General features: G+C 48.6%; 9 protein-coding genes. 7 read left to right on the top strand and 2 right to left on the bottom strand.

Annotated features, from left to right (window positions below; genetic code table 11):
• Positions 1–15: 15 nt before the first annotated feature.
• The 7 genes from A4E54_RS13265 (at position 16) to A4E54_RS13235 (ending at position 12174) form a co-directional block, all read left to right on the top strand.
• Positions 16–3477: an FAD-dependent oxidoreductase gene (locus A4E54_RS13265; RefSeq protein ID WP_240083767.1), complete on the top strand. Its 3462-nt coding sequence runs from the start codon at positions 16–18 to the stop codon at positions 3475–3477.
• A 229-nt stretch (positions 3478–3706) separates the two neighbouring features.
• Positions 3707–6388 carry a single-stranded-DNA-specific exonuclease RecJ gene (gene recJ, locus A4E54_RS13260; protein WP_286726390.1) on the top strand — a complete coding sequence of 894 codons (2682 nt, stop codon included), beginning with the start codon at positions 3707–3709 and terminating at the stop codon, positions 6386–6388.
• A gap of 171 nt (positions 6389–6559) precedes the next feature.
• Complete coding sequence (locus A4E54_RS13255; RefSeq protein WP_240083780.1) at positions 6560–8752, top strand: RelA/SpoT family protein; 2193 nt, start codon at positions 6560–6562, stop codon at positions 8750–8752.
• 19 nt (positions 8753–8771) lie between these two features.
• A complete protein-coding gene (dtd, locus tag A4E54_RS13250) occupies positions 8772–9221 on the top strand; it encodes a D-aminoacyl-tRNA deacylase (protein WP_240083781.1) in 450 nt (149 codons plus the stop codon).
• Positions 9222–9239: 18 nt separating this feature from the next.
• A complete protein-coding gene (locus A4E54_RS13245; RefSeq protein WP_240083769.1) occupies positions 9240–9866 on the top strand; it encodes an MBL fold metallo-hydrolase in 627 nt (208 codons plus the stop codon).
• A 443-nt stretch (positions 9867–10309) separates the two neighbouring features.
• Entirely contained in the window at positions 10310–11050 is a 741-nt protein-coding gene (locus A4E54_RS13240; RefSeq protein WP_240083771.1) for an SDR family NAD(P)-dependent oxidoreductase, read from the top strand.
• A 50-nt stretch (positions 11051–11100) separates the two neighbouring features.
• Entirely contained in the window at positions 11101–12174 is a 1074-nt protein-coding gene (locus A4E54_RS13235; protein WP_286726387.1) for a mannose-1-phosphate guanylyltransferase, read from the top strand.
• Between the two features lie 77 nt (positions 12175–12251).
• On the opposite strand, the gene A4E54_RS13230 is transcribed toward A4E54_RS13235, so the two are convergent.
• Positions 12252–13658 (bottom strand): aspartate aminotransferase family protein, encoded by a 1407-nt coding sequence (locus A4E54_RS13230; RefSeq protein WP_286726385.1) that lies wholly within the window; start codon positions 13656–13658, stop codon positions 12252–12254.
• 102 nt (positions 13659–13760) lie between these two features.
• The gene (locus tag A4E54_RS13225) at positions 13761–14111 is read right to left on the bottom strand and encodes a hypothetical protein (protein ID WP_240083774.1); all 351 of its coding nucleotides are present in this window, start codon (positions 14109–14111) and stop codon (positions 13761–13763) included.
• Positions 14112–15237 lie beyond the last annotated feature (1126 nt).

The following is a 15237-nucleotide window of genomic DNA, read 5'->3' as shown; positions in this document are numbered from 1 at the left end:
CGGAGGAGGGAAAAAATGGCTACGGTTGATATTTCGATAGACGGAGCGAAAATCAAAGTTGACGAAAATATGAGCATCCTGGATGCAGCCCGGGAAAACGGTATAGACATACCAGTCCTGTGTCATGACCCGAGGCTGGAACCGTTTGGCGCTTGCCGCCTGTGCCTGGTTGAAATGGAAGGGGGGCGCCGGCCCATGCCGGCGTGTGCGACAAAAGTCGGCCCGGGCATGGTAATAAAAACAAACACTGAAGAACTGGCAACCATGAGGAAGACGGCGCTGGAGCTGCTGCTTTCCACACACTACGGTGACTGTGAAGCCCCCTGCAAGAATGCCTGTCCGGCGGGAATAGACATACAGGGATTTGTTGCCATGATTGCCGACGGCCAATTTGACGAGGCCGTGCGCCTGATTAATGAGCAACTCCCCTTCCCGGCATCAGTGGGCAGGGTGTGCCCGGCTTTCTGTGAAAAAAACTGCCGGCGCAATCTTGTCGACGAGCCTGTTGCTATATGCGACCTCAAGCGGTTTGTCGGCGACTTGGACATTGATGGTGAGTCTGTCCCCGCCGCCCTGCCTTCTACCGGCTGTAGTGTAGCCGTGGTCGGCGGCGGTCCCGGCGGTCTTGCGGCGGCTTATTATCTGGCCCTGCAGGGACATGAGGTGACCGTTCTGGAAGCCAATGACAAACTCGGCGGGATGATGCGCTACGGCATTCCAGAATACCGCCTGCCGAAAGCGCTGATGGATACGGAACTGGCCAAGGTGGTTAAATTATGCCGTGAAGTAAAATATAATGCCGTATTAGGGAAAGATTTCACCCTGGACAGCCTCAGGAAGAAATATGACGCCGTTTTCCTGGCCATTGGCGCCCAGGCTTCCCAAGGGCTGGGGATTCCCGGGGAAGACATGGCCGTTCACGGCATCAAATTCCTGCGGGACGTTACCGATGGCAAGGATATCAATCTTGGCGCCCGGGTGGCGATAGTAGGCGGCGGGAATACCGCCATTGACTGCGCGCGGACAGCTTTAAGAAAGGGCGCGCAGGAAGTAATTGTTCTCTACCGGCGCTCCGAAGAGGAGATGCCGGCCAGCGAGGAAGAAGTAAGAGAAGCGCGCGAGGAAGGAGTCGTCTTTCAATTCCTGGTTAACCCCGTCAGCCTGGAAGGCAGCAACGGTGTTATCCAAAGTTGCACATGCGTCAGGATGGCCCTGGGAGAGCCGGACAGCAGCGGCCGGCGGCGGCCGGTACCGGTGCAGGGCTCGGAATTCCAGATTCAGGTCGACAGCGTGATCTGCGCAGTCGGGCAAAAGGTTGACACTGCCTGTCTGGAAGGCAGTGAAGTGCTGGATAGAAACAGGGTCTCTGCCCAGTCAGACTCCCAGAAAACCCGCCTGGATAATGTCTTTGCCGGCGGAGACTGCGTCAGCGGCCCGGCTACAGTGGTCGAGGCAGTGGCGGCCGGGAAAAGAGCAGCCTTAGCTATAAACATGTTTTTGACGAACCCTCAAATGGACCTTGCTGCCAAGCCTTACAATCACTCAAAAGGAGAACTCTCCGAGATCGACAGGGAAGAGTTTAGTAAATATCCCAAGCTGCCCCGTGGCCGCAAGACAGTTATGGAGGCCAAAGCCAGGAGGAACGGTTTCCAAGAGGTGGCTTCCACCTTCACCGAGGGAATGGCCCGGCAAGAGGCCATGCGGTGTCTTTCCTGCGGGTGTCTTGACGCCTATGAATGCAAGCTGAGAAGTCTGGCAACCGAATACAAAGCTGAGGCGGACAGGTTTGTCAGACAAAGACAAGACCATTTCATCCAGGAAGACAACACGCAAATAGCCCGTGATGTCAATAAGTGCATACTCTGCGGCTCTTGCATAAGGATATGCAGTGAAGTGCAAGGCATAGGCGCCCTGGGCTTTGTGGGCAGAGGCTACCTGGCGGTGGTAAAACCGTCCATGGGGGTACCGCTTGATGAAACTTTGTGTACATCCTGCGGGCAGTGCATTTCAGCGTGCCCGACCGGCGCCCTGACGGCCAAGACGTACCTGCCCAAGCCCATTCCCTGGAAAGGTGAAAAAATCGACACAGTTTGCCCGCAGTGCAGCATGAACTGTGATTTGGAACTTAAGATAGCGGGCAAAAAAATCATTGGTACGGGATCTCCTTTAGAAGACACGGTAAATGAAGGAAACCTATGCAAACTGGGTGCTTTCGAGTATGATTTCATCCACAGTAAGGACAGGATTACCAGGCCTCTTATGAGGAAAGAAGGAAAGCTGACTGAAGTAAGCTGGCCGGAGGCAATTTTCGCGGCCTGCCAGGGGCTTGCTAAAGTCAGGGATCATCTTGGCGGAGAATCATTGGCTGTGCTGGCTTCGCCCAACCTCACCAATGAGGAAAGCTATCTTGTCCAAAAGCTGGCACGAATGGCTATGCGCACAAGCAAAGTGGAAAGCTTGAGGCCTTTGCCTGCCGAAATACTGGTAAGCGCCGGCGGTTCACTGAAGGACCTGGAAAAAGCAGACCTGGTGTTTGCATACAAGTGTGACCCGGACGTCGACAGCCCTGTGCTGGCCAATAAGCTCAGAAAAATGCTGAGCGGAGGCGCCCAGCTTGTCTTTGCGGGCCCGCGGGTCACCAGGTTTGCCAAAGAGTCCGAGATGACCATAAAGGTTGGTTCCGAGAAGGCAAGGTATATCCTTAAGGGCATGTTGAGTTACCTTCTGCAGAACGATTTGTTGAAGCCTGAGGATGTGGCTGCGGAGACTGAGCGCGACCGTGAGCGGTTGTTAACCGATATCCAAGAACTGGAAGGCTCCATCCGGACAAAGCCCGCCAAACTCGTTGAATTTACCCAGCTCTACCTGCGGGCAAAGAACCCGGTGGTCATTGTCAATGCGGAAAAAATCGACACCGATGAACTGCACATGCTGCGCATCCTGGCCGGCCTGAAAAATTCCGCATCCGGCATCTATGCCTTTAACCCCTATGGAAACCTGTACGGTCAGGCCTTCATGGGAGTAAATCCGAGTCTTTTGCCGGGATGCAGAAACCTGCAGGGCATGAAGGTCAACGGAGCACGGCTGTGTGAAGAAGGCCTCGCGGACGTAAAAGAGAAAGCTGATATCCTCAGCGAGCTAAATAACGGCAATCTGGCCGGCCTGCTGACCGTGGTTAACGATGACATGAAACTGGACGGACTGATTAAAGAGAATGTTTTCAACGTCGTCGTCGCGCCTCTGCTGAGCAGTGAGATCGCCCGGGCAAATGTGATTCTGCCGGCGGCGACTTTTGCGGAAACACAGGGGACATACCTGAACAGCAGCGGTGAAAAGAGAATACTGAACAAGGCTCTGCATCCGCTTGCAGGCAAAGAGAATTACAGCATACTTGCCGAACTAAGCACAAACCTGGGTATCCCCACGGATTACCGAGACATAACCGACTTGCAGAAAGAAATAGACGGCATTGTTTAACTGACCGGTTGACCGGTTCGCCGGGTTGAAGCCGGCCGGGATCAAGATCCATGCCGCTATAAGTAAATCACATGAGTCAACGGAACCGTTCCTCTGACTCATGTGATTTTTTGCATGTCGCTGAAGGCGAATTTATGTTCAACCCGCCGGTTAAATACCATCAGCGTTAATTGTTTCAGACCGTTTTGCGTTGCCAAACCATATCGGGTCGGCTATAATTTTAATAGTCATGGAATATTCTCCGAAGATCAAACAACAAAAAATATGGCAGGTTAAAACCCCTTTTCCGGCTCTGCAGCAAATATTAGCTCGTGAATTGGGCATTTCTTTAATTACGGCTCAGTTGCTGATTAACCGGGGTTTTTATACCGTTGAACAATGCCGGGACTTTTTCAATTGCGGGCTGGGCAGGCTTTATCATCCGCTCCTGCTAAAGGATATGGGGACAGCTGTCAGGATAATTAACCAGGCTGTGCAAGCAAGGAAAAAAATATTGGTTTACGGTGATTATGACGCTGACGGGATTACGGCAGCTGTGCTGCTGGTACAGGTTATGCGGCATTTAGGCGGAGTGGTTGAATATTATATTCCGAATCGTTTGGACGATGGCTACGGATTGCATATTGACGCTTTGATGCGATGTAAAGAAAAAGGGACAAGCCTGATTGTTACAGTTGATTGTGGCATTAGCGCTCTGGAAGAAGCAGCCTGGGCGCGTGAAAACGGATTGGACTTGATTATTACGGATCACCATGAACCTCCCCCGGTCCTGCCGCAGGCGCCGGCGGTGATTAATCCGAAAAGACCGGATTGCGGCTACCCGTTTAAAGATTTAGCCGGGGTGGGTGTCGCGCTAAAACTTGCGCAAGCGCTTTTGGAAAATGACGGTTATGAAAGACAAGCCTGGCATGATTACCTGGACCTCTGCTGTCTTGGCACCATAGCTGATATTGTTCCTCTCCACGGTGAAAACCGCATCCTCGTTAAGCATGGGTTGTCAAGCCTCGCGAATTCTAAAAGGCCGGGTATTCAGGCCTTGATCGGGGTAAGCGGCATTAAAGATACTATTGGAGCCAGTGAGGTGGGCTTCAGACTCGTGCCCCGCTTAAACGCGGCGGGACGTATCGGCAGCCCTGATTTGGCGGCGCGGCTGTTGCTTACTGATAATATTGGAGAAGCATGGGAATTAGCCAACGAGCTGCACACGGGCAACAAGATCAGGCAGGAAATAGAAGCAAAAGTTATGCAGGAGTCCCTGGCAATGCTTGGCGATCAGCCGGGTACCGCCAAGGAAAAAGTTATTGTGCTGGCCTCGGCGGGTTGGCACCCGGGAGTAATCGGCATTGTCGCCGCACGCCTGCTGGAACGTTTTTATCGTCCGGTGCTGCTGATATCTCTGGAGGGGGAAACAGGTAAAGGTTCAGCGAGAAGCATCCCGGCTTTTAACATTTACGGCGCTCTCTCGCAATGCCGGGAATATTTGCTGAAGTATGGAGGGCATGCCCTGGCGGCGGGGTTTTCGCTCCCCGCGGACAAGATTGAGGAATTTTCCAGGGAAATAAATAATTACGCCGGCAAAGTACTTGACGATAAAAAAATGGTTCCTCGTTTAAACCTTGACGGCTTAATTAGTCTAAATCAGGTCTCAGAAGAACTGGTAAATGAAATTGAACTTATGCAGCCGTATGGACATAGCAATCCGGTCCCTCTTTTAGGCTGCCGTGAAGCGCTGGTGAAAACCTGCCGGGGTGTGGGCAGGGACTCCGCGCACCTGAAGATGCTCTTGTATTCCGAAGGAGTGACGGTTGACGGTATCGGTTTTGATCTTGGCGCTTACGCGGAGGTGCTCGCCACAGATGAGTCGGTTGATCTGGCTTTTGTGCCCGGTATAAATGAGTATAACGGACGGCGCTCTTTGCAACTGGAAGTCAAGGACGTGGGGATACCGGCATTATTGGAGCTTTCCACACAAGAAAACAGCAAGAGCAGTTCTTGGGAGGAATATGTAACAAAAAATGTCTCTCAAAATCAGGAGGAGCTTTTTATACCGGAATTCATCCTTGAGACGCTGAATAACGGCCATTCAGCGGAAATGCGGCCTTATTTATATGAAATGAAGAATAATCAAGCAAAGCCGGAATTTATTGACCTGCGCGAATCTATAGACAGGCAGGACAGATTAAGAGATTTGGCTGCTGATGAAATACCTACGGTGATTATCACCGCCTGCGCTTACCAAACAATTGAAATTGCCTATTATCTGCAATTATCTTTCCCGTCGCTGAAAGGTAAACTTGCCTGCTGCCATGGTTTGTTGCCTGAAAAAGATTTATTGGAGAACGCTGTCAGATTTCAGAATGGCGAGCTGAGCATACTGGTGGCCACTCCGTCTATGGCACGTTCTTTAAATATTAAAGCAGGTCATGCAATAATTTATCACCTGCCCTTTAACCGGACAATGTTTAATAATGTTACAGAAATGGTGCAAACAAAAGGCTCTGTTTATTTGCTTTTTGGAACCGATGACTTTGAAAAGAATAGCTCTTACCTTGCCGCGCTGACACCGGACAGGGATTGCCTGGCCCTTTTTTACACAATTGTTCGCCGCAAGATCAACAAGTACGGGCGGTTTATACTGGAGCCCGGGCAGATGGTCCGGTCGTTGACGGAGTCAGGTTTCCTGCACGTGCGCAAGTATACTGTGCAAATAGCGATCAAGGTTCTTCAGGAGCTTGGACTCCTTAAAGCGGAAGGAAAAGAAGAAGCCATTCAGGTATGTTTAATGCCGGCGCCCGGGGGAAAACGGGATCTGCACAGTTCCCAGACATATTTTCGTCTTCACCGGGTAAGAGAGGAATCAATGGCCTGGATGATGAGGCTTCTGAAGGACCCCTTAAATAATTTTATTTAGGTTTGGGCAATATGGTACCTTATAGATTATAATACAAATAACATAGTGTAATTATGAAAAAGGAACATGATTGTTATGGATATTAATCCAGCCTGCGCCTCTGCAAATAACGAACTGCCTGACCGGTCGGAATATGTGCCCGCGGAGAACGGAGCATATTTTGATGATTTAATGCAGCGGTTAAAGGAATATAATTCCAGGGCAGACTTGTCGTCCATCAGCGACGCCTATAAATATGCCGAAGCAGCGCACCGGGGGCAGAAAAGGTTTTCGGGTGAACCTTTTATCGTCCATCCGGTGGAAGTGGCTAAAATCCTGGCGGAACTCGAGTTGGATCAAGAAACTGTTATCGCCGCTCTGCTGCACGACGTGGTGGAGGACACTGGAGTCGCATTGGCCGACATCGAAGAGCGTTTTGGTAATGAAGTAGCTCTTTTAGTGGACGGAGTGACAAAGTTAAGCAGGATTGAGTATATATCTAAAGAAGAACAACAGGCGGAAAATCTTCGCAAGATGTTTCTCGCCATGGCTAAGGACATCAGGGTGATTTTGATCAAACTGGCCGACCGTCTGCATAACCTGCGCACGTTGAAATATCATCCGGTGGCGAAGCAGGTGGAAATAGCGGAAGAAACTCTGGAAATATTCGCTCCGTTAGCGCACCGTTTAGGAATTTACCGGATCAAGTGGGAACTGGAAGATTTGGCGTTTAGCTTTAAAGATCCGTTAAAGTATTCGTCATTAGCGGATAAAATTGCCAAGACCAGAAGCAAGCGTGAAGAATATATTTGCTCGGTGAGTTCTCTTTTGAAGGACAAACTGGCGGTCATGGGAGTTGACGCCGGTATTAAAGGCCGCCCCAAGCACTTATACAGCATCAACGCAAAGATGATCAAGCAGCAAAAAGACTTGAACGAGATTTATGATGTAATGGCCGTGCGCTGCCTTGTGAAAACAGTGCGGGACTGCTACGCCGCGCTCGGTATCATTCACACTCTGTGGACTCCCATACCTGGGCGTTTTAAAGATTATATCGCCATGCCGAAGTCGAATATGTATCAATCCCTCCACACAACAGTTATCGGGCCGAATGGGGAACCTCTGGAAATACAGATACGCACGTGGGAGATGCACCGGACCGCTGAATACGGTATAGCCGCTCACTGGCGCTATAAAGAAGGCGGCCGGGGCGATAGTGATTTTGATAAGAAGCTGGCCTGGCTGCGCCAACTCCTGGAATGGCAGCATGACCTGCGTGACGCCAGGGAATTCATGGAAAGCTTAAAGATAGATATATTTGCAGACACGGTTTTCGTATTCTCGCCTAAAGGTGATGTAATTGAACTGCCGGCAGGCTCAATGCCCCTGGATTTTGCTTACCGGATTCATACAGCGGTTGGTCACCGGTGCATCGGAGCGAAAGTAAACGGGCGCATCGTGCCGCTTGAATACAAGTTAAAAAATGGCGATATTATTGAAATTATGACGTCGAAAAACAGCGCTCCCAAAAGAGGTTGGCTTAATATAACAAAAACTTCCCAGGCAAAGACAAAAATAAGGCAGTGGTTTAAAAAGGAGCAGCGTGAAGAAAATATCCTGAAAGGAAAAGAAAGCTTTGACCGCGAAGTAAAGAAACAGGGAATAGAGGCGGAACAGCTTAAAAGCGATAAACTGCTGGATATCGGCAAGCGGTTAAATATTTTGACTGTTGAAGATTTGTACGCGGCTATCGGTGATGGAGTGATCACTGCTAATTATATTCTGTCAAAGATAAAGATGGAGGAGGCAAAGACTGAAAAAAAAGGCTTGCTCGCTGAAGAAGCCCAGACATTAATCAATGAAACAAGGCCTTCCGGCGGATGGGGCAAACCCACTCAGGGAATTCGTATCAAAGGTATCGACAACCTGCTGATCAGGTTGTCACATTGCTGCAATCCGGTGCCGGGCGACTTGATCATCGGGTATATAACCAGGGGAAGGGGTGTGTCGATTCACCGGACAGATTGCAGAAACATAGCGTACGCGGTCCGGGAGGAACCGGAGCGATTGGTGGAAGTCGCCTGGGACAAGGAATTTGAAGAACCTTTCCAGGTTAAGCTGGAAGTAACCGGTATGGACCGCGCGGGGCTTTTAAATGATGTGATGTCAGTACTTTTAGAGATGAAGATCAGTGCCAACTGGGTTACCGCGAGGGGTAAAAAAGAGAGGGGCGCGGTGATAGATATGGTGTTGGAAACAAAGGGGCTGGAGCAGCTTGAGTTTATAATGAATAAAATAAGACGGATCAAGGACATTTATGATATTAGGCGTGTCAGCTTCAGCGGCCGGCCGACGGTGGAAAATCGGGCGGAAACCGTAAATTAAGAAACCGGGGAGGTAAATGTTGCGGGCTGTTGTACAGAAAGTTGTCAGGGGTTCAGTGACTGTTGACAATAAAATTGTGAGTGAGACCGGACACGGTATGGTGGTGCTCCTGGGAGTGGGGCGCGGTGACACTGTGGCAGGGGCGGCGTATCTGGCGGACAAGATTGCCAATTTAAGAATATTTGAAGATGCGGACGGCAAGATGAATCTTTCTGTCAGGGAAGTTGGAGGGGAAGTGCTGTCGGTTTCGCAGTTTACCTTATATGGAGACTGCCGTAAAGGAAGAAGACCAAATTTTTTCGACGCCGCGTCTCCTGAAGAAGCAGGGTGTCTTTATGAAATATTTAACGCGGAGTTGGAAAAACTTGGCTTAAGAGTGGCAAAAGGCTGTTTCCGCGAGCATATGGTTGTGGAAATAATCAACGACGGGCCGGTAACAATACTGCTTGACAGTAATAAGATATTTTAATTAGCGGAGGTTGAATTTATGATTCTGGATGGATTTTCGGTAGGCTCCATTGACGCGAATTGTTTTATTGTCGGATGTGAGGAAACAAAAGAAGCAGTGGTAATAGACCCGGGGGCGGAAGGCGGCAGAATTTTAAAAAGGATCGCATCGTTAGGTCTTAAAGTCAAATATATTATTCTGACCCATGGGCACATTGACCATATCGGCGCGCTGGATGAAGTGCAGCGGGGCACCGGCGCCAAAGTGCTGATCCACGCTGAAGATGCCGGTATGTTGACTGACGCGGGTAAAAACCTTTCGACATATGTGGGGCCCGCGGCGAAAATGCGCGCGCCGGACCAACTGCTTAAAGACGGGGATATTGTCAAGTTTGGAAAAGAAACTATGGAAGTAATTCACACACCGGGGCACACCAAAGGGGGAATCAGCCTCAAATGCGGTCCTGACGTGATATTTTCCGGGGATACACTTTTCGCGGGTTCGGTTGGCCGCTCAGATTTTCCTGGAGGCAGTCATACCCAGCTCATCGAATCAATCAAGAAGAAGCTTTTACAATTCCCGCCGGAAACAAATGTGTACCCGGGCCACGGTCCCGCGACCACTATCGGCATGGAAAAGCGCTACAACCCGTTCCTTATTTTTTAAAATATATGTTGTGTTTCATGTAAGGAATAAAGGGAACCCAAAATATAGAGGGTTCTCTTATTACTTCTAAAGAAGACTGTGAATTCAGGAGTCAGGAGTTAGAATGTCGGACCGAACCAGCGGCGCTGCAAAGGCGGCGATAGGCTGGTTATGGAAGAAGTCAGTTATCCACTAGACTAGTTGTCAGTTGTGCTCAGATTCGTAACGCTGGTAGCCCGCTGGTTTCGCGTCGCGTTTGGTTACCCTCGCTTCGCCGGCTATTGTTACCGGCGCTCCGCAAGTCGTTCGCTAACGATAACACCATACCTCAGCCGGGTTAAACTGAATAGTACGAATGAGAAACTGGCTTATCTTAACGTTAAATTCTGAATGCTGACTACTGACTCCTGAATACCTAAATAGTACTATAATGAGCAGATATTTTGAGAGGGAGTGGCAAAATTATGGGTGTTTCAAACAAAACTGCTATTATAACCGGCGCGGGCAGCGGAATTGGCGCCGGTATCGCGGCAAAACTGGCGCAAAACGGCGCGAATATCGTGGTATGCGACCTTAACGGTGATAACGCGGAATCTGTAGCCGCGCAAATTAATACCGCGGGTGGCAGGGCAATAGCCGCCAGGGCGGATGTGACCAATTGGCTGGAAGTCAGCGCTATGGCGGAAGAAGCCGCCCATGTTTTCGGGAGCGTGGATATTCTCGTGAACAACGCCGGCGCGCTGAAAGACAACTCAATATTAAAAATGCCTGTGGAAGACTGGGAACTTGTAATCAATACCTGTCTGAAAGGCTCCTGGTTATGCTGCAAAGCTGTTTTAGGCCATATGCGGGCGCAGGGATTCGGACGCGTGGTCAATATAACCTCCCGCGCCTGGCTGGGAAATCCCGGTCAATCAAATTATTCCGCGGCCAAGGCCGGGGTAGTGGGGCTGACGAGAGCCCTGGCCCTGGAATTCGCTAATTTTGGTGTCACAATAAATATTGTGGCGCCCGGCTTTATTGAAGCGCCTATGGCCAGAAGGCTGCCGCCGGAGACACAAGAAAAAGTTATTAACGCCCAGCCTATCAAGAGACCAGGTAGGATTGACGATGTGGCGAACGTGGTATTATTTTTCTGTGATGAAGAGACAAGTTACATAACCGGACAAATTTTATATGTCGACGGCGGCCGTCATGTTGTATGATATAATCTAATATAGATCGGCTGCCAATATTTTCTGAGAGGGTGGTGGGTATGGCTTGTGTAGTCATCATGGCCGGCGGCAGGGGTGAGCGATTTTGGCCGCGCAGTAGAATGGCTTTGCCAAAACAGTTTTTAAACTTAATTGAAAATAAAACCATGCTGCAGCAAACGGTAGAACGGGTGCAAGGATTAGTAAACATGGAGGATATTTATGTAGTGGCCGGAGCGGAGTTTAAGGATATAATAATTAAACAAATTCCGCAAATACCGCAAAGCAATATCATTGTTGAACCTTTTGGACGGGATACCGCGGCGGCTGTCGGACTGGCCGCGCTGGTTGTGCGGCAAAAAAACCCTTTTGACGTGATGATCGTGTTGCCGGCGGATCATTACATAAATGACGTTCCCAGGTTCAAGGATATTATTAAAGGCGCTATAGCGGCAGCCGGCAGAGGTGAAAATATTATTACCCTCGGCATCGCCCCGCACAGACCTGAGACCGGGTATGGATACATTTGTCAGGGTGAGCAATTTGATGAGTTCGCCGGGATAAAAGCTTACGTGGTCGATAAATTTTTAGAAAAACCAAACTATGCTCAAGCTTTGGAGTTTCTTTTCCAGGGGAATTATTTATGGAATAGCGGCATGTTTGTTTGGCGCGTCGATCTGATCAGCGCATTGATTGAAATACACATCCCTGAGTTGGCTGAAGGTTTAAGAATAATTGAGCGGACAATGGGCATGGAACAATATGACGACACACTCAGAGAAGTATACAACGGTTTGCCAAAAATCTCAGTTGATTATGGCATTCTGGAACGTACGGAGCGTGTTTTAGTGATCCGCGGTGATTTTGGGTGGGACGACCTCGGGTCGTGGACGGCTTTGGACCGTTACGCTAAAAAGGATAAGAGCGGGAACGCTCTTGAAGGCAATGGAGTATTTCTGGAGACAAAAGATACTTATGTATACTCTCCGGATAATATTGTGGCTGTAATCGGTGTTGAAGATCTGATTGTTGTCTGTGAAAATGACAGTTTGCTTATCTGTCATAAGGACAAGGCGCAGGATATCAAGAAGGCCGTACAGGCCTTGAAGGATAATGGCTTTGAGGACGTGCTGTAAACCTAGCCTTGCCTAATCCGGGGCTTTTCATGTCGGACCTTTGCCTGAAGGCCCTGCCGGGTCAAGAGTTATATTGATCATGATGACTTTTTCGTGAATGACTTAAAAATCGTTTTTGCGCTGGTGGCGGCTAAACTGATAAAACCTTTGTGTTTCCTGAAAATGCCGTCCAGGGCTTCCAGCAAGGTGTCTATTTGTTCCCTGGTTACCTGCAGGGGCGGCTCCAAGCGGATGACGTTGGGGTTGTTCAGGGTGTAAGCGGTGATAATCCGGTATTTGTTGAGCAATTCCACGGCGATCAAACTACCCATGTACTCTTGCGAAATTTTGTTTGCCAGTCCCAGAGTTGCTTTTACGACGAACCCTTCAGGCTGATTGAATTCGAGCCCGGCCATCAGGCCGCGGCCGCGCACTTCTTTGATCAGAGGGTAATTCTCTTTTAACCTGTTAAGCCCGGCCAGCAGGTAGTCGCCGTTTTTACGCGCCCGTTCAGGCAGATCTTCCTCATAAAGTACTTCCAGTGTCGCTATGGCTGCGGCTGCCGCCCAGGTATTGCCGCCGAAAGTGGAAGTGTGGAGCCGCGCTTTTTCCATACCACCGTATGCTCTTTCCCAGATATCGTTTGTGGTGATAAAAGCGCCAACAGGCATAACTCCGCCGCCAAGGGATTTGGCCAGACACATGATGTCGGGCGTGACGTTTTCATGCCGGCAGGCGAACATCTCTCCGGTGCGTCCCAGTCCGGTTTGGATTTCATCAAATATGAGCAGCGTGTTATATTTAGCGCATATTTGCCTGGCGCCGGACAAGTAGCCTGCCGGCGGGAGGATGATGCCGGCTTCGCCTTGAATGGGCTCGACAATAAAGGCGGCGGCGGTTTTATCTTTTAATTTGTCTTCAAGCGCATTTAAGTCGCCGAAAGGTATTGACACTATGCCTGGGATTAAGGGCTGGAAAGCTTTCTGGTATTGCTCGCGTCCGGTTACCGACAGGGCGCCCATGGTTTTGCCGTGAAAGGAGCCTTCGCAGCAAACAATCTTTTGCCGTCCGGTAGCCGCCCGCGCCAGCTTCAGCGCGCCTTCCACGGCTTCCGCCCCACTGTTGCAGAAGAAGGAACGTTGCAGGTCCCCCGGGGTTATCGCGGCTATGTTTTGCGCCAGAGCGCTTACGACGGTGCCGAGCGACGCCTGCAGCATGTTGGGGAATTCTTTCACCTGTTCCAAAGCCGCCAGAACGCGCGGGTGGTTGTGCCCTAAATTCAAAGCGCCGTAGGCGCCTAAAAAGTCCAGGTAAAGGTTGCCGTCGCTGTCCCAGACCTTAATTCCTTCAGCCTTTATAAACTGTTTGTCAAAATTTAAAAGACTCAACATCATGGCCAGGCCGGAGTTGAGGTATCTTTTATGGTTTTCCGCAACCTGCTCCCGGTTCAGCTTGACAGCTTCCGGCAGGGAGATGAAATGATCAGGCGTTTTTATTTTTCTCACCTCGTTAAAAATGTGAATTGATGGCCGCGCTGGGTTATTTATATTATTTTCTACGTTCGGCTATAAAAACCTTTAAATATTAAAAATACATGAGCTATGCAGTTATTGGTGAATAATGCCAGTCCCGCAACCGTAAAAATGGATGCGGAGGCCAAAATTTTTCGATGAACCTTGAAAACCGATTACCAGTTGTGTCAAGATAAACTTGGATTTGTTGCCCGTAACAGCAAATCCGATGACTGGCGTTGAATAAGTATCTAACCATTTCGCGGTGGGATAGGGCTTCTTCGGCGCCTTCTTTATTACATTCCCACCTTGCGTAGCATAATAGGTACGATAGAACACTTCAATACGCCAGCGCTTGACATAAACCGCTGCAACTTCTTCCGGCACATCATACCGGTTGCTGAGCAACAAATAGGCATCCCGGTAAGTGGCGCTCTCATCTTCCACTTGAATAAATAATTCCATCCGGTAGTTATATTGCCACGACAACTGTTTATATGTTCTGTCAGTTTTAATAACATGGATTTATTGCTGCTTAAAAATATTGAATACATTATACAAATTGTCAATTTGTATAATGTATTTTGAGCTTTATTATCGCATATCATTGCTGTTTAATTAAATGATGGCAAAAAATTTGCATATACTCTTAAACGTAAATAGTTTAATAGCAAAGAGGTTTTACTAGAAATCATGCGGGCAGTTGGCGAAAAAATTGATTAGGAATTCAATATTGTGAATCTTCTTCTAGATGAGTATCTTGTAAGTGATGAAAATAGGGGTGGTAGCTGTTCTGGTCAATACATTGGCTACAGCACAGAAATTTTGGCTTTCCTTTTGGTCTTAAGCGTACATAATCAATTTTAAAGTCGTTCTGGCTCTGCAGCAGACGGTAGCACGATACTTTAAGCGCCTGTTATTATATTATCTCATGAAGTTAGCTACAGCTTCATAATGAGTATTTTTATCTGGCATCTTAAAAGGTATCCGTTCATGCTCAGTCTTGAGCTCAAAACAGGTTGTTTCAAATAGGTTACTTGTAATACTATGGCTCGTTGTCCGAGCGTATCAGAGTATTTAACAGATAGCAAAGAAATCACCCCTCATTTATGCCAGCTCGAAAAACCACGGATTTACAAATAATGTGGTTATACGTGTTTAATATTAGTGTTCATTTTTGTAACTATTAAAGGCTCTATCCAAGGATTCGCCGGTTATTCACATGTTTGTCCACTTTTTTTACAGTGTAGTAATTTGAAACACAAACGGAACTTGTTTTTATACAATTCCTTTGTAATAAGCAGTAAAATCCATTCATCGCAATTTGGGGAGTGGTTTTTGAAAGTCAAGTACATATCTAGGCCAATACATTGAAAAATATCGCCATTGCTAGCGATATTGAAAAAAGTAACCTTTTGAGTTTCCGAATACGCTAAATTTTTGTCAAGGAGGTATCAGATGGGCGGAATTAACTAGGTCTTTTGTTATCAAGTTATAGGGAGGGGTTATTTTATGAAAATACTTTCACCTGTTAAATTCAAGAATCTTTCTTTGAAAAACAGATTGGTTTGGC

Source organism: Pelotomaculum sp. PtaB.Bin117, from assembly GCF_002067195.1.
Classification (GTDB): Bacteria; Bacillota; Desulfotomaculia; order Desulfotomaculales; family Pelotomaculaceae; genus Pelotomaculum_D; species Pelotomaculum_D terephthalicicum.
The sequence above is the reverse complement of the archived record's forward strand: the minus strand, read 5'-3'. Positions and strand labels throughout refer to the sequence as shown.

Excerpts from the sequence above, each read along its gene's own strand:
- A4E54_RS13265 (WP_240083767.1), top strand. The coding sequence starts at position 16 with ATGGCTACGGTTGATATTTCGATAGACGGAGCGAAAATCAAAGTTGAC.
- recJ (WP_286726390.1), top strand. The coding sequence starts at position 3,707 with ATGGAATATTCTCCGAAGATCAAACAACAAAAAATATGGCAGGTTAAA.
- A4E54_RS13255 (WP_240083780.1), top strand. The coding sequence starts at position 6,560 with ATGCAGCGGTTAAAGGAATATAATTCCAGGGCAGACTTGTCGTCCATC.
- A4E54_RS13245 (WP_240083769.1), top strand. The coding sequence starts at position 9,240 with ATGATTCTGGATGGATTTTCGGTAGGCTCCATTGACGCGAATTGTTTT.
- A4E54_RS13240 (WP_240083771.1), top strand. The coding sequence starts at position 10,310 with ATGGGTGTTTCAAACAAAACTGCTATTATAACCGGCGCGGGCAGCGGA.
- A4E54_RS13235 (WP_286726387.1), top strand. The coding sequence starts at position 11,101 with ATGGCTTGTGTAGTCATCATGGCCGGCGGCAGGGGTGAGCGATTTTGG.